Origin of the sequence: Shewanella sp. Sh95, from assembly GCF_001308045.1 — a bacterium.
GTDB classification, from domain to species: domain Bacteria; phylum Pseudomonadota; class Gammaproteobacteria; order Enterobacterales; family Shewanellaceae; genus Shewanella; species Shewanella xiamenensis.
This window is the reverse complement of sequence record NZ_LGYY01000054.1, coordinates 13,221-28,685: the sequence shown is the minus strand read 5'-3', so window position 1 is coordinate 28,685 and position 15,465 is coordinate 13,221. Positions and strand designations below refer to the sequence as shown.

Annotated in this window: 12 protein-coding genes and 1 pseudogene; 10 read left to right on the top strand and 3 right to left on the bottom strand. The window is 43.4% G+C overall.

From position 1 onward, the window contains the following. Positions 1-1,508, bottom strand: a 1,508-nt coding sequence (locus AEA42_RS04405; protein WP_197278419.1) for an MASE1 domain-containing protein, incomplete at its 3' end; no start/stop codon positions are given. Positions 1,509-1,822: 314 nt separating this feature from the next. On the opposite strand from AEA42_RS04405, the gene AEA42_RS04400 reads away from it, so the two are divergent. Beyond that, positions 1,823-2,476, top strand: a complete 654-nt coding sequence (locus tag AEA42_RS04400) for a response regulator transcription factor (RefSeq protein ID WP_055647077.1) — start codon at positions 1,823-1,825, stop codon at positions 2,474-2,476. 223 nt (positions 2,477-2,699) lie between these two features. Next, entirely contained in the window at positions 2,700-3,170 is a 471-nt protein-coding gene (locus AEA42_RS04395) for a DUF6641 family protein (protein WP_055647076.1), read from the top strand. A 32-nt stretch (positions 3,171-3,202) separates the two neighbouring features. On the opposite strand, the pseudogene rimO reads toward AEA42_RS04395, so the two are convergent. Beyond that, positions 3,203-3,349 (bottom strand): annotated as a pseudogene (gene rimO, locus AEA42_RS22125) (30S ribosomal protein S12 methylthiotransferase RimO); the annotation flags it as partial. A 436-nt stretch (positions 3,350-3,785) separates the two neighbouring features. On the opposite strand from rimO, the gene AEA42_RS04390 reads away from it, so the two are divergent. The 4 genes from AEA42_RS04390 (at position 3,786) to AEA42_RS04375 (ending at position 7,803) form a co-directional block, all read left to right on the top strand. Continuing rightward, a complete protein-coding gene (locus AEA42_RS04390; protein ID WP_055647075.1) occupies positions 3,786-4,496 on the top strand; it encodes an oxidative stress defense protein in 711 nt (236 codons plus the stop codon). Positions 4,497-4,851: 355 nt separating this feature from the next. Beyond that, entirely contained in the window at positions 4,852-5,628 is a 777-nt protein-coding gene (locus AEA42_RS04385; RefSeq protein ID WP_055647074.1) for an EAL domain-containing protein, read from the top strand. A gap of 132 nt (positions 5,629-5,760) precedes the next feature. Further along, the gene (locus tag AEA42_RS04380; protein ID WP_055647073.1) at positions 5,761-6,552 is read left to right on the top strand and encodes a class I SAM-dependent methyltransferase; all 792 of its coding nucleotides are present in this window, start codon (positions 5,761-5,763) and stop codon (positions 6,550-6,552) included. Positions 6,553-7,254: 702 nt separating this feature from the next. Beyond that, on the top strand, positions 7,255-7,803 hold the full coding sequence (locus tag AEA42_RS04375; RefSeq protein WP_055647072.1) for a hypothetical protein: 549 nt from the start codon (positions 7,255-7,257) through the stop codon (positions 7,801-7,803). Between the two features lie 815 nt (positions 7,804-8,618). On the opposite strand, the gene AEA42_RS04370 is transcribed toward AEA42_RS04375, so the two are convergent. After that, positions 8,619-9,722: a phosphoribosylaminoimidazolesuccinocarboxamide synthase gene (locus AEA42_RS04370; RefSeq protein WP_055647071.1), complete on the bottom strand. Its 1,104-nt coding sequence runs from the start codon at positions 9,720-9,722 to the stop codon at positions 8,619-8,621. Positions 9,723-10,427: 705 nt separating this feature from the next. Between AEA42_RS04370 and AEA42_RS04365 the strand changes: the two genes are divergently transcribed. The 4 genes from AEA42_RS04365 to nrfD all read left to right on the top strand — a co-directional run bounded on the left by AEA42_RS04365 (position 10,428) and on the right by nrfD (position 15,351). Further along, positions 10,428-11,054, top strand: coding sequence for a pentapeptide repeat-containing protein (locus tag AEA42_RS04365; protein ID WP_055647070.1), 627 nt, complete (start codon positions 10,428-10,430; stop codon positions 11,052-11,054). 488 nt (positions 11,055-11,542) lie between these two features. Continuing rightward, positions 11,543-13,825: a thiosulfate reductase PhsA gene (gene phsA / locus AEA42_RS04360; protein WP_055647069.1), complete on the top strand. Its 2,283-nt coding sequence runs from the start codon at positions 11,543-11,545 to the stop codon at positions 13,823-13,825. Between the two features lie 12 nt (positions 13,826-13,837). Beyond that, the gene (locus AEA42_RS04355) at positions 13,838-14,404 is read left to right on the top strand and encodes a 4Fe-4S dicluster domain-containing protein (protein WP_011073773.1); all 567 of its coding nucleotides are present in this window, start codon (positions 13,838-13,840) and stop codon (positions 14,402-14,404) included. Between the two features lie 2 nt (positions 14,405-14,406). Further along, the gene (nrfD, locus tag AEA42_RS04350; protein ID WP_037430671.1) at positions 14,407-15,351 is read left to right on the top strand and encodes an NrfD/PsrC family molybdoenzyme membrane anchor subunit; all 945 of its coding nucleotides are present in this window, start codon (positions 14,407-14,409) and stop codon (positions 15,349-15,351) included. Positions 15,352-15,465: the final 114 nt, after the last annotated feature.

Here is a 15,465-nt window from a genome sequence, read left to right as displayed (position 1 = left end):
CGGTCAACTGCTGATAATTCATGGTAGTACTGCTTGTTTCTTTGGCGAGAAGAGCGTACCACTTTTAGCAGTTGGCTTCCTCTTCTACACCTTTCCATGAATGTCGCACTTATTATCTGAAATCGGGCATATACATTACTGGCATTAGCATGTTTGACTATATTATTAAAAGATTCTTGTACAATCCGAAAGATAGCAATTTTATTTTCGTAAGATAAAACATTTATGTCACCTTTAATGTTTAAGTGATAATTAACCTTTGCCTGATTTAATAATTGAGTTAATGTTTTGCTTTTTAAAGCTAGTTCAATTCCTAAATCATCAACTTCTCTCGGGTGAAGTAATACTATTAAATTACGAGTTACATCGTAAACTTTACTAGTGAGTTTCTTTATGTTTTCAGCTGAATGTTGTATTTTATTATCTTTAGTCACATGCTGTAATATTGTTGCTTCTGTTCTAATAGCTGTCAATGTTTGTCCTATATCATCATGAAGTTCTGTTGAAATTCTTTTTCGTTCTTCTTCTTGAATATTTACGATTCTTGCAGCTAATTTTTGATTTTTTATAGCCTGATTTTTGTAATTCTCATAAAGCTTGTTAAGGGATGCGTTGTTTTTTTCTAGTTGTTTTCTTAAATTTCTCTGTTCAGTTACGGATGCTCCTAAAATGATGGCTGTTAATGCAATAGTTATTAAGTATGCTTGGTTCTCGATTACCGAAATTTTTTCAGAAGACAATAAAGATGAGTATACAATAAGAATGCACATCATTAGCACACTTAATACTGCACCTTTCCATCCCCACTTATAGGTGCATGTTATAACTATAGAAACGGAAATGATTTTAATATAGTACAAAGGAATGTGAATTAAATGTACTATAGTAAAATAGCATAATGTCATAAATATTAAAATTTTTATTATGATGGGGAGTCTTAATTCACTAACTAGTATGTTTTCTTTGTGAATGGTTTCTGCAATTAAAATTGTGAGTGGTAATATTAAAATAACTCCAATTATATCGCCAAATGAGAACACCATGATGTTAAATAAATGATTTTGGGTGAATAGATCACTCTGTGTTATTGTTGCTATTTCACCATGATATATCATGCTTGTCGTAAGAATTGTCGATGTTAATATAGCGGATGATATACTGCTTAATAATAAGGTTGTGGTTTGTTTTACTGTTTTTAATGATGGTGTGCTATAGAATTTTAGATAGATACTGGCAAAGAATAAATAAACTAATGAAGGCACTGTTGTTGCTATTAAATCACTTATAATTGCAATATCGCCGCGTTCAGCTGTTATCAGCCTAATTGCCGTCCATTCACCAATAATAATTGCTGGCCAATATTTTTTTGGAAGGAATAAAAATGCTGTAAAACGATATCCCGCTGGCAAAAACCAGCTTGCAGCATTCCCTATAGTTGCAAAACTTACAGGCAAAAACCAAGAATAGTACCAGAGAAAAGAATAGCTTATTGATATTGTTAAGAACATACATAGATATCGACTGTGTCTGCTATTCATTTTAGTTACTGTTGTCCTTTGCTGTATAGAGCTTATTTGCGTCATTATAACGTACTTGATTACTGCTTTGATGCATAGTAGTTGTTGCTTTGATAGCTCCATAATCACATACTTTTTACCTTTCTAGCATATGACAATGACTAATGGCATAGCATATTTGAGTCTATATTGTATTAAAGAGGACTTATATTTACATTAAAACTATCACATCAGAGCGCAATTTAGATTGTTTTGTGCGCGTTTTTGCGCTTTAATTTGGTTTTCGTAAATGGAGTTTTAATAAAATGATTAATATAGCATTAGTAGATGATCACTCTATAGTTAGGGAAGGCTTTAAGCGGTTATTAGAATTAACTGGTAATTATACTGTATCTGTAGAAGCATCAAATTTTCATCAAGCTAAGTCAGCTATTATGTCAAATGAAGTTGATGTTGCAGTTATTGATATATCTCTACCTGATAAGAATGGTTTGAATCTTATTCCTATTTTAAGGGAAAATTTACCAAGAATTAAGGTGGTAGTTGTAAGTATGTATGATAATGAACCATATGTTAGTGAAGCGATTAACATAGGTGCAGATGCTTATCTTTCAAAGCAAAATGCATCGGATGAGATATTTGAAGCAATAAGTGCTGTATTGAAAGGTGGTAGTTATTTAGGTTCAGATATCATAAAAAATATTCGATTTAACTTAAATGATAATGATTCTACTAAAGTGAAGTTTTTAACTGCAAGAGAAAAGGAAATTTTTAATCTTTTGGCTGTTGGATATTCAGTTAATTCAATATCAAGGAGGCTAAATATATCATCGAAAACTGTACATGTGCATAAAGCTAATATCTACGATAAATTACAAGTTGTCGAATCGTACGAATTGCTTAAAATTGCATTTAAAAGTCATTCAATAACGCTGGATGATATAATTAATAATCATTAATTTTTTAATTATGCTTAGTTCTAAATAATATCTTATGGATTTAGTTATATTTTTATAGAACATTAAAAATAAAGAAACTTACCATAATGCTCTTTATGTTCTATAAAAATACACTGTGAAAAAGTGTACACTTTTTCATTTTTGCCATTATCTATGTAATCTCTGGTCGTCCATTGAGTATAACGGCAATAAACTGTGCTTAAACTCAATTGAGGGATAAAAAATGGCTAAGACGTTATTGAGCACACTAAACATCACAACTCGTCCAATTCAGAATGCTACAGACCCAGTCATTCTTCGCCAAAACAAGCTAATAATGCGCCTAGAAGAGCAGCGTGAAATCGCTCGAGGCTTGTTGGAAAATGAGATTGTCCACATCTATAAAGAAAAGTTCGTCTGCGACGGGCATGGCAATAAAAGTAAAGTGACTGTTCCCAAAAAAGTTAAACCTTGGTTTTACAGTGTAAAAGGCTTGTATTTTCTTGAACTGCGTTATGGTAGTAAAGCGCTTGAACTATTAAATGGTAAGTACGCTATTTCTGTTGGGGCTAAGGCACAATTACTTGCAGTAATAGATACAGTGATTGATGCAGTTAAGGCTGGCGAGCTAGATTTGCAGCTAGAGAACATTAAGCGACCAGTGAATAATGCTGTACGAACTAAGAATACTAAGATTGAGCAGGGCGCAACGTAAGAGCTAAATGACGTTTTTTGTCAGAAGTATTAACTGTTCGGGCAACCCAAAGACACGAAACCGATGCGATTCCCGGTAGCACTTTCGGCATTAGCTAAGTCAGCACTCGCTGCTTCTAATGTCTTGGCTGGGGTCTCAAGCGTGGTTGTTTGCTTAGGATTAAAAGTTTCAACTGTCATGGTGTCTCGCTGATGCTGATAAAAGAGCGCCGTAAAAAGAGCGCGGATTATACCTGAAGTGATTAAAAGGTACAGTGTCTTTGGGTGAAAAGTGTACAGCCAAGAGTGCGTTTCTACCAGTTGCGGCGCGGCAGAGTCCGTAGCTTAGTTATCCCGCCGCATTTCATCTTGGATGAATGACTTTAAGGTTTGAATGGCGCAGTTCGCTGCCGCTCGGCGCCGATTTAAAAAATTTTCAAAAAAATTAACCCTTTTTATTTTTGCCTGCGTTTATAGGGGTAGTTTGCATGATGCGTGGCTATCGCAACGGACGATAAATCGGGCTGTTACATATTGGTGCTGTTACATATTGGTACAGCAAGTCGCACTTTTAACCGATAGCCGCCGCGTCAGAACCACGGCAGTCTCGCCTTAAATGATTTAGTTGGAGTTAACAATGAAGCATTCTCTTTTAGCTGTATTAGTGGCTGGTGGTCTTTTTTCAGGTGTGTTTACCCCGAAGGCGATGGCCGCTGACGTAGATTTTCCCCATATCGAAACCATGGGGGTGAGCCAAATTCAGGTTGAGCCGGATATGGCCGAGCTTAATGTCGAAGTAGCCGTTACCGAGAAAGAGGCTAAGGCCGCCAAGGATAATTCGGATGCCGCAGTGGCGAAATTTATCGCCCGTTTAACCGCCGCGGGCATTACCAAGGAGCAAATCCAAAGCGCTAACTTAAATCTGCAGCCGCAATATGTGTATGCCCAGGATAAGGCGCCAGAGCTGAGTGGTTATACCGCGAGTCGCCAAATCACAGTCACCATTAGTGATTTAGCCCGCTTAAATACGATTTTGGACTCCGCCTTAGAGGAGGGGATTAATAGGGTTAACAATATCGCCCTTAAGTCGAGCAAAGAGGCCGAGTATGTGGCCAAGGCGCGCCAAGCGGCGATTGTCGATGCTAAACAAAAAGCCGAAAGCTTAGCCAAGGGATTTGGGGAGAACCTAGGTAAGGTGTGGCAAATTCGTTATTACGATCAACGCCCTGTACAGCCCGTGATGTTACGTATGAATGCTAAGGCCGATGCCATGGGCGCTGCCGAAAGCTATCAATATGGCCAAGTGACTATCGAAGACAGAGTCGAAGTGGTTTATAAACTCAAATAAGTCATAACGAGATGCAATGGATGAGGACGCTTTGGCTCATCCATTGTTGTTAGGGGGGGGAATCGGCTAAATTCTGAGTCAACACTATACAATATTGCATGTTTTAACAGAGTAAAGGGGCTTTGTTTCCTAATAGTGAAATCCAATGTTTTTCGGGTTTAAATCAAAATAATATTCTGATTACAGATAAACGACTGACGATGAAACAAGGGTTTTAAGCACCATACTGGCGCTCAGGAAGCACTCTGTAGTTATTTGTGCTTTTAGGAAACAAAGCCGAGTAAAGGCACTAAATACTGGCAAAAATAGCTATTTATCCCCACACTAAGAGAGGATAAGGTTATGGAGGCCTATGATGGATTTTCCCCCTAGAATCAAGCAACAAACCTGCATGGACTGCTTAAGTGGTAAATCACTCGGATTTGAAATTCGTATGGCATTTCAGCCAATCATCGATTGGTCAAATCAGCAAATTTATGGTTATGAAGCCCTAGTGCGCGGCCCAAATGGCGAAGGCGCCGCTTGGGTGTTTGAGCGCATAAACGAAGGCAATAAGTACTATTTTGATCAAGCTTGCCGAGTAAAAGCTATTGAAACCGATGCCAAGCTTGGCCTTGATAAAGTGTTAAGTATCAATTTTTTACCAAATGCAGTTTATAACCCCGAAACCTGTATCCGCGCCTCGATTGAAGCGGCCGACCTCTTTGGTTTTAATATCCATAACATCATGTTTGAAGTTACTGAGGGTGAACAGATTGTCGATAGAGCCAAATTAAGTCGTATTTTTGAAAGTTACGCCAAACGGGGTTTTATCACTGCCATCGACGACTTTGGCAGTGGCTTTGCTGATTTGAGTTGGTTGGAGTTTTTACGCCCTCAGGTATTAAAACACGATATGGAGTTGATCAGAAATATCCATTTAGACAAGCAAAAACAGTTTGTTATCGATGAAGTACTCGGTATTTGTAGCACGCTTAACACTCAGGTGTTGGCCGAAGGGGTCGAGTGTAAAGCGGAATTAGACTACCTAAGCGAGCGTGGTATAGCCTATTTTCAAGGCTATTATTTCGCCAAACCCCAACTCGAGCATTTAACCAGCTTTGAGACATTGGATTGTTATTCTGCACTGTAGCATTGATTTATTGGATTAAATTGATGCAAGTGTCTTGCGCTTACGCTGAGGCGTTACATTGCGTGTATCGGTTCTTAGCCAACTGATATATCATGCGCCACCCTTAATTGCCTATGGCTCCTGTTTGCCGCTATGTCTTCTAACGCGCTTTATACCGATCTATCCGGTTATTACGATTTAATGTGCTCCGATATTAACTATCAACAACAGAGCGCGAGCATCCATCGATTGCATCAGTTCTTAGGCAATAATGGTAAGCAACACCTCGATTTAGCCTGTGGCACAGGCCCGCATGTAAGGCATTTTATCGATCTAGGTTATCAGTGTAGTGGCCTTGATATTAATCAGCCGATGCTCGATATGGCTATGCGTCGCTGCCCTGAAGCGCAGTTTAATCTACAGGATATGACCGCCTTTTATCTTGAGCAGCCAGTGGATTTAATTACCTGTTTTTTATATTCCATCCATTACAGTGCGGGTATCGAGCGGCTAAAGAGTTGTATTGCCAGCGTGCACCGCGCCCTGAATGACGGCGGAATATTTTGTTTTAACTCGGTTGATAAGCACCACATCGATAACCGCTTATCGATTAAGCATTTTGCCGAGTTTGAAGGGCACCATTTTGCCTTTGAATCTGGCTGGCATTACAGTGGTCAAGGCGAAAACCAGTCGTTAAATCTAAGCATTGCAAAGCGTCAGCAGCCGTTTACTCAACAGGTTGATGTAGACGACGATACCGATACTTCTCTGCTGCAGACAGAATTATGGCAAGATCAACACACTATGGTTGCGACCAGTTTTGCAGAGCTGCAAGCGTTACTCGCGCCATATTTTGAAGTGCATATCTTTGAACACGATTATGAAAAAATCGTCCCATGGGATTTAAGTTCAGGTAATGCGCTGTTTGTCTGTGTGAAGATTTAACCTTGGGTTGAAGGTAGCAACTGGGCGGTTAGCTTTGGCTGCTCTGATTTACAGCCATATTCCATCTTTGCCTGTCACAATTTTCCTGTGAATAACTGTAGAGTCATAGCGGCCTTACGGCCGAGGCCCTCATGCTGTTTAGCACAATGCTATATTAATTGCGGCCTTACGGCCGAAGTGAATCAAAGTCGTGGGGCTTCACCCCACACCCGACCAAGGAGGACTGCTCGTCCTATCCTCCTTGGATTCTCCAAGACGCCCCTAGCGAAGTTACATGCATTGATTAGTGGCTTCGTGCTTATTCGAAAATCGCTAACGCTTCCGATGGGGCGTCCCTTCCCCCCGAAAGCTACGCAGACGTCCTGTCTGCGTCACGCGATTTTCTTCAACGCCCTTCAGCAACTTCGCAGGGGAGGGGAACTTCTGTGGCCTCGGTATCGGCTGTTAAACACCAAAGATTTGCGCCTGTCCCATCTTTTCGTAAAGGGTCTTCAACGCCCTTGAGCTGCTTTGCAGGAAAATGAACTTCTGTAGCATCGGTGTTGGCTGTTAATCCAATACCATAAGAGTTATATCTGTTCCATTTTCATTAGACAAGCTTACTTCTCTGATGTATGTTTAGATTTATTTTTTATATTGAAAAACAATTCGTTGCCCCAACACACTTCTAAAGTATGATATTAAACACTAAGGCGTAGAAAGATGGATCAACAGACGTTTTTAGAGCTACAAAGTCATTTCTATGATGTACAAACCACTTTGATTGCATCACAGCATACATTTCCAGAAAGACTAGCTCTTTCGACTTTGCTACATAGAGATGTATTGCCTGATTTTGCAGCTTTTTACCGTGCGGGCTTTTTTTTCACAAATCCAGAGTCATATCTGCCCATACACATGACTTCTGGTGTTGGTTTACCTCTGCGAATTGTAGCCTACTATGGTCGCCAACCTATTGGATACTTATCAGGTGTTTTCGATGGTGATAAGTTTTTGATACATCATGCTGAAATGAGTGAAAAAGCTCATATGAGTTTGGCTGAGGCGTGGCCAATAATTTTCCTTGAGACTCTTAATAACTTTGCGTTATTTCTTGAGTCATATGAAGAAGGCCTCGGTCCAATAAAGCTAATCGCATTCATGAATCCAGGTGATCGTGACTCACCTATTTTAAGGGCTGCAGGTTTTACGTATACTGAGGACATATATAAAGGAATACCTGCATTTTATATTGAAAGAGTTGTGTCTTAGTGGAAAATTTAGACATCAATAGCAAAAAGTAATTGTTTTTTACTGTTTATTTATATAGCATCTTGCATCCAATAGTTATACTTGTATAGAGTAAAACAGTTAGCACCTACTTATAAGGTGTATGTGCAATGTAATGGATTTTTGCACGATGCTAGCCACAACGAGGGCATACATATGATTAATAGAGATAAACTAACATCAGCAATTAGTGAAGTGCTTCGTCGTAATGCAGACAATACTGCTAAATCTGTAATTTTCAGTCAGAAGATCGAAGCTCTAAAAGTGGCGTTAAAGGTTGATCCTTTCGCCCTTAATTGTTATGGCTTATGCGAACAATGGCCATCTGACCATAGACATGTATCTAACTGTTAGTAGTATTTCGTACTACAAAAAAACCAGCCATTAGGCTGGTTTTTTTGTATCAGCGACAGATTTTGTTCTCGTGCGTAGTTTTATGTAGGGACTTTTGGGAATTCAAGGAGCTATCAATTGTTAAATTTGCAGAGTTTATGCTTATAAAAAGGCATACAGTTAACGAGCCACCCATTGTTAAATTTGCAAGGTGTTTGCTTGTAAAAAGACATACAGATTACTGAAGAGTTGGTTGAATTAAGCATTGGCATGTAAGTGACCGTTGACGGCATGGATGCCGTCGTCGAGCCCTCATGGACGAGTTAACGGCGTGTCACTGGAATGACAGTGCTTAATTATCAGCGTTGTATTGGTTAAGTATTTAAATGACTCAAACAAAAAAGGCGCCTAAGCGCCTTTTTCAATTTAGGTTGAGGGTAACACCCTAACCACAGCAGAGCTGATTAAACAATCAGATCATACTCTTCCCGTAGGATCTTAATAATATCTGCCTTTGGATTCGCTGGCAGAGGAATTGCCGCGCCAGTCACCTTCTCGGCGATGCCGGTGTAAGTGCGTGACACATCCATCATCGCCTCTAATGGCAGGGCATTATCACGGGCGAGGGCTTCGCGCTCTGGCATTCTATTCTTGTTGAGCAGAATATCCGGATCAGGGAAGTGGTTCAGCAGGAACTGACGGAAGCCTTCCTTAGAGTTTTCAAGGATTTTACCATCGCGGTAGGCGGCGCCGTCCCAAATACGGGATGAGTCTGGAGTGCCGACTTCATCCATATAAATCAGTTTTGAGTTACCGTTTTTATCGGTCACATAGCCAAACTCGAACTTGGTGTCCACAAACACTTGGTCAAGGTCGGCCAGTGCTTTAGCGATCACCTTAAAGCCATCTTTTAATAGCTTCTCGTACAGGTCGATATCTTCTACCTTTTCAAAACCAAAGGCTTGATAGTTGGCTTCGATATCGCTGCGGCTGATGTTCACATCGTCCTGCGCGGGCACACCTGGGATACCAGTTAAAATACCTTTGGTCGAAGGGGTGATCAGCAAATCCGGCAGCTTTTGATCTTTCTCTAAGCCTTCTGGCAGTGTGATACCGCAGAATACGCGCTCGCCCTTAGAGTAGGCGCGCCACATTGAGCCAGTGATGTATTGGCGGCAAATGGCTTCGACTTTAATCGGGCGGGCTTTTTGGACTATCCAAACGAAGGGATGCGGAATATCTAAAATATGGCTGTCGGCTAAACCGTTTTCGGCAAATAGCTTAAACCAATGATTAGAAATGGCATTTAATGCCGCGCCTTTACCAGGAATGCCTTTTAATCCGCCTTCACCGTGGAAGATGCAGTCGAAGGCTGAAATACGGTCGCTAATCACCATAATGGCAAGTGGCGTATCTTCGGGCACATTGTAGCCCTTGGTTTTAATTAAACGGCGGCTGTCGGCGTCGGTTAGCCAGTAAACGCTACGTACCTTGCCGCTATGGACTGGGCTGTCGGTGCGGATGGGTAAATCGTTGTTTACGGCTAATACGGAATCAGCAAGACTCATGACGAGTATTCCTTTGGATAGAGAGTGTAGGGACGAGTTTTTTATTCGTTGCGGTGTGCTTAAGCCGTAAATGCTTTGCCACCTTTTTATTATTGACCAATAGCTTATTGCTAAGTGCGCACAAGAGATTGGTGAGGTTAAAACGTAAAGCGAATAGGATATTTTCGGGCGATAGGCAGAAGAGAGAAGGTCGGGATAAGGGGGAAAAATAGCACGCAGAGCAAGGTTGGCGCCAGAAGGAGTCTGGTCTGTTCAAGCGGGGGAACCCCGTGCCATTTTGCTCGAAAAGGCTAACCATTAATCCGAGAGAACCTTGTTAGACAGCCGCGAAAAGTGGCGCCATTTTACCTTTATTCGCAAAATTTTCCACGGCTATTTATGCACATCTGTGCGGCGTGTCGGTGTAAATTGGGGAGGGGATCAATGTGGCAGCTGAAAATACTTCCCATGAAGCCCGAGCAGAGGAATCGCGAAGTTTGAGTTTATAGTGTGACTCGCTAAGCCTTAGAATGACATTAATCCCAATATAGGCATGCAGTTAGCGCTGTAAATCGGGGTAATATTGATGGCCTGAATAAAGCGAGTGCCTGAGCCCCCATACCGCGTGGCTTTTTGTGTTAACACCTATTTTTTGTGAATTGAAAAACACAGTTTGCCCATCAGACCCTAACATAAGGCATGAATGAAACATATCGAGGTAAGTAGATGACAGAACCCAAAACGCCGATGATGGCGCGCGCCGCCTCCGAAGGGCGGTATTTTTTCTCGAAGCAATTTATCGCCTTAGCCGAATGCCAAACCCAGTGGCAGGATCTGGAGTTTGAAGAGTGCGAGTTCCACGATTGCCAGTTTAGCGACAGCACATTCCGTAACTGCAAGTTTATCGATTGCCGTTTTGTGGGCTGTAATTTGAGCCTGCTCAAGGTGCCCTTAAGCCAATTTAACGGTGTGAGTTTTGAAGAATGTAAACTGGTGGGCATAGATTGGACTCGCGCTGCTTGGCCGAGATTATCCTTTGCGGCGCCTTTTAGCTTTAGAACCTGCATCTTAAACGACTGCTCTTTTATGGGGCTTACGCTCGATGAAATGGTGCTCGAGGGCTGTAAGGCGCAGGATGTGGATTTCCGTGAAGGTAAGTTTAATCGCGCCAACTTTAGTTACAGCGATTTTCGCCACAGCTTATTTGGCCGCACCGAGTTGATGGAGGCAGATTTCTCCGAGGCGACCGATTACGATATCGATATTTTTAATAATAAAATTAAAGGTGCTAAGTTTAGCCGCGACGAAGCGATTCGGCTGTTAAATGGCTTAGATATTACCTTGGTGGATTGACCTTATACCAACCTCATATCAGCACCTGTTCGCGCTAATAGGTGCTGGCATTTTATCCTTTTAAATGAACGGGTTTATTGTGACAGCGATATCGCGGTATCACTTTTTAACTTATTGTTTTTAAAATTGCTTTTAGGTTTTTTGATAACTTTTTATTGTGGTGCGTATTGTTAAAATACCTCAAGCGTACGCATCGATATGGCCAATCAACACTATTGATCTTATTCACGAATTTTTAGAACAATTTTAACTTTTTGTTGCCACAGATCACACTCAACTTGCCTATGTGGTTTACCACAATATCCGCCTACTCCTTAAGGGATAACAATCACCCCGGAACAGCAAAATGTCAGCGTTTCTTAAGGCATTGGCATTAATAACTAAAAACCTGTGAGCAAATTTAGTGTTTCACCGCAGTGGTGACCCAAAGCCTAAGTTTGCGTGTGCCAATTGGCGCATAAGGGTGGATGAGTGTGATGGAGGTAACCATGATTGAGCTTAATAGGCGAACCTTTTTAAAGGGCGCAGGGGCCAGCGGTGCAACATGTGCATTAGCTAGCTTATTGCCGGGCAGTTTAGCGGCATTAGAGAGCAAGCAGCTTAAGGGCATGGGCAAAGAAATTGCCAGTATCTGTGAGATGTGCTCGACCCGCTGCCCGATTTCAGCGCGGGTGATTGAAGGTAAAAACGTCTTTATCAGCGGCAATAAGGCGGCTAAATCCTTTGGCGGTAAAGTCTGTGCCCGCGGTGGTGCTGGCCATAGTTTACTTTACGATCCACAGCGGATTGTGAAACCACTCAAACGGGTTGGCGAGCGCGGCGAGGGTAAGTGGGCTGAAATCAGTTGGGATGAAGCCTATCAACTAATTGCCGATAATCTCAATAAAATCAAGCAAGCTCACGGCCCAGAGGCGGTAGCGTTTTCCTCAAAATCTGGCTCGCAAGAAAAACACTTATTCCATCTCGCCACTGCGTTTGGCAGCCCAAATACTTTTACTCATGCGTCTACTTGCCCAGGTGGTTATGAAATTGCCGCTAAGGCCATGTTTGGCACTAAGGTGAAACGCGATTTAAGTAACTCAAAATACATCATTAACTTCGGCCATAACCTGTACGAAGGCATCAACATGTCCGAAACCCGTGGCATGATGGCGGCGCAAATGGATAAAGGCGCCAAGCTGGTGGTGTTTGAACCAAGATTCTCTATCGTCGCCGATAAAGCCGATGAATGGTACGCGATTCGTCCCGGTACCGACGTGGCCGTCGCTTTAGCCTTATGTCATGTATTGATTGAAGAAAACCTTTACGACAAGGCCTTTGTTGAGCGTTATGTTGAAGGCTTTGACGCTTTTGCCGCCGAAGTAAAAGCCTATACCCCAGAGTGGGCCGAAACCATCTCCGATGTGCCCGCCAAAGATATTCGCCGTATTGCCCGCGAATATGCCGCTAAAGCACCCCATGCTGTGGTGGATTTTGGTCACCGAGCCACCTTTACCACCGAAGAGTTTGAAATGCGCCGTGCCTTGTACGCTGCCAACATCTTGATTGGTAATATCGAGCGTAAGGGCGGTATCTACCTTGGTCAAAAGCCTGGTGATTATAACAAGCTCGCGGGTGAAGATGTGGCTCCTGTGCTGGGTAAGCCCGGCGTAAAAGATATGCCAAAGCCTGCGGCAAAACGTATCGACCAAGTGGAAGAACAGTACGCCATGATGTGGTCTGCGGGCGGGATTTATCAAACCGTCCTCGATGCGACCTTAAGCGCGGTGCCTTATCAGTTACATGGCTGGGTGATGTCCCGTACTAACCCAATGCAAACCATGACCGACAGAGCGCGTGTGGTCGAAGCCTTGAAAAAGCTCGACTTTGTTGCAGTGTGCGATGTGTATATCAGTGAAACCGCGGCCTATGCCGACGTGATTCTACCTGAGTCTACCTACCTTGAGCGCGATGAGGAAATCGCTGACAAGTCCGGTAAAAACCCTGCCTACTATGTGCGCCAACGGGTAGTCGAAACCTTAGGTGATACTCGTCCTTCATGGCAAATCTTTAAAGATATCGGCCATAAGCTAGGGTTGAGTGAATTCTATCCATGGGAAAACATGGAGACCCTGCAACTATTGCAGGTAAACCGCGACACAGAGCTGCTGCGCCGGATCAAAGACGAAGGTTTTGTCAGCTTCGGTAAGCCGATTATGTTGCGTGAACCTAAAATGGTCGCCGAATTTACCAAGGCCTATGCCAATGCCAAACCTGCGGATGAAGACGGCACCTACGGCAGTTTACTCAGCTTTAAAACCCCAAGCGGCAAGATTGAATTGACCTCCGCCAAGGTTGAAGCCATGGCGCCAGGACGCGGCGTCATTAAATTCCGCGAAGTGCAGCTTAAAAAGCCAAATGAACTCTACTTTATCCAAGGTAAGGTGGCGGTGCATACCAATGGCGCGACCCACAATGTGCCCATGCTGGCAAATTTGATGTCGGATAACGCTGTATGGGTTCACCCAGATACCGCGAGCAAATTAGGTATCAGCAATGGCGACCCTATTCGCTTAACCAGCAGTGTAGGTACAGAGGAAGGTCATGCGTTAGTCACCCCGGGCATTCGCCCCGATACCGTGTTTGCTTATATGGGCTTTGGTTCTAAAAACAAAGAGTTGGTTAGAGCGACAGGCAAAGGTATCCACTGCGGAAACTTATTGCCCCACGTTACCGCGCCTGTGTGTGGCATGACGGTACACACCACTGGCGTCACGCTGGCAAAACGCTAATTGGAGGCTCAAATGACGAAAAGATATGTGATGGTGCACGATGAGAACAAGTGCATCGGCTGCCAAGCCTGTAACGTGGCTTGCCGCAGTGAAAACGGCGTACCAGAAGGGGTGACCCGTTTGCAGGTGAGAGTCGAAGGGCCGTATGGCGAAATGCCCAATCTGCACTTTAAGTACCACAGGGTGTCTTGCCAGCAGTGTGAAGATGCGCCTTGTGTGAAGGTGTGTCCAACGGGTGCGGCCTATGTGGGCGAAGATGGCATTGTCTCCATCCACGGCGACAAGTGTGTGGGTTGTATGTACTGCGTGGCGGCGTGTCCCTACAAAGTGCGTTTTATGAATCCCGAAACCAAAGTGGCTGACAAGTGTAATTTCTGTAAGGACACGCGTTTGGCCCGGGGTGAAGAGCCTGCCTGTGTGACTGTGTGCCCGACCGATGCCTTGGTGTTTGGCGATGCTAACGATCCACAAAGTGAAGTGGCCACACTGCTCAACACTAAGATCACTTACCAAGATAAGACCCATTTAGGCACTAAACCTAGGGTATATCGCGTTCCTACCAAAAGAGGGGGGATTTGATTATGAACAATACTTGGGGCGATATGGCGCAATATGATCCCGTCACTTGGCACTGGGTCATCGCCGTGTATTTGTTTATGGCGGGTTTATCCGCCGGAAGTTTGCTGATTGGAATTGGTTTGCGTTGGTTCAATCAAGAACAAACACAAGTTGAGAGCAATATCCTCAAGGCCGCAGCAATTATTGGCCCTGTGGCAATCAGCTTAGGCTTGGCTTGTTTAGTGTTTGATTTAACTAAGCCTTTCCACTTCTGGTTGATCTTAATTAACTACAACTTCCAGTCCGTTATGGCGATTGGGGTATTAGCGCTGCTGGCTTACTCACCCTTGGCATTTGCCTACGCGATTTTAGTATTGCGTGACGATTTGCCAAAGTGGGGCTTAGGTTTCCTCGCGCCTATCGCTAAGCTGCTGATGCCCTTTAGAAAGCTGATTGAAGTGCTGTTGTTTGTCCTCGCCATTGGTGTGGGCGCTTACACTGGCTTCTTAATCTCGGCGATGAATGCCTATCCGATGCTAAACACTGCGGTATTGCCTGCACTGTTCTTGGTATCTGGTTTATCAGCGGGCGCTGCGGCCAATGCGGTGCTGGCGCTGGTGATGTTCAAAACCGATAGTCACGACAAGACCTTAGCCAAAATGCATGGCTTAGAGCTGCCAGTGATGGCAATCGAAATCATGTTCCTGTTTATGTTGTTCTGTGCCTTGTACTTTAAGGGCGGAGCGGCGGCTGCGGCGCTGGCATCACTCACCTCTGGCGTGTGGGCAAGCGTATTCTGGATTGGCGTGGTCGGGATTGGCTTTGGTGTGCCATTGCTGTTTATGCTGCTTCCCGCAGCGACTCGCCACACTAAGGGCGCAATGATTATGGTGGCCTGTGCCAGCTTAACTGGCGTGCTCGCGCTGAGACACTTTATTGTGTATGCAGGCCAAAGCTACTTAAGCTAACGTATTGATGCTAGCGCAATAAGCATCACTTAAATGCGATTAAGTGATGCTCGAATGGATGACAACTCGTATCCACAGCAACAAAAAGCACCGTTAAACGGTGCTTTTTTTATG

Excerpts from the sequence above, each read along its gene's own strand:
- AEA42_RS04395 (WP_055647076.1), top strand. The coding sequence starts at position 2,700 with ATGGCTAAGACGTTATTGAGCACACTAAACATCACAACTCGTCCAATT.
- AEA42_RS04375 (WP_055647072.1), top strand. The coding sequence starts at position 7,255 with ATGGATCAACAGACGTTTTTAGAGCTACAAAGTCATTTCTATGATGTA.
- phsA (WP_055647069.1), top strand. The coding sequence starts at position 11,543 with ATGATTGAGCTTAATAGGCGAACCTTTTTAAAGGGCGCAGGGGCCAGC.
- AEA42_RS04380 (WP_055647073.1), top strand. The coding sequence starts at position 5,761 with ATGTCTTCTAACGCGCTTTATACCGATCTATCCGGTTATTACGATTTA.
- AEA42_RS04365 (WP_055647070.1), top strand. The coding sequence starts at position 10,428 with ATGACAGAACCCAAAACGCCGATGATGGCGCGCGCCGCCTCCGAAGGG.
- AEA42_RS04355 (WP_011073773.1), top strand. The coding sequence starts at position 13,838 with ATGACGAAAAGATATGTGATGGTGCACGATGAGAACAAGTGCATCGGC.
- AEA42_RS04370 (WP_055647071.1), bottom strand. The coding sequence starts at position 9,722 with ATGAGTCTTGCTGATTCCGTATTAGCCGTAAACAACGATTTACCCATC.
- AEA42_RS04385 (WP_055647074.1), top strand. The coding sequence starts at position 4,852 with ATGGATTTTCCCCCTAGAATCAAGCAACAAACCTGCATGGACTGCTTA.
- AEA42_RS04390 (WP_055647075.1), top strand. The coding sequence starts at position 3,786 with ATGAAGCATTCTCTTTTAGCTGTATTAGTGGCTGGTGGTCTTTTTTCA.
- nrfD (WP_037430671.1), top strand. The coding sequence starts at position 14,407 with ATGAACAATACTTGGGGCGATATGGCGCAATATGATCCCGTCACTTGG.
- AEA42_RS04400 (WP_055647077.1), top strand. The coding sequence starts at position 1,823 with ATGATTAATATAGCATTAGTAGATGATCACTCTATAGTTAGGGAAGGC.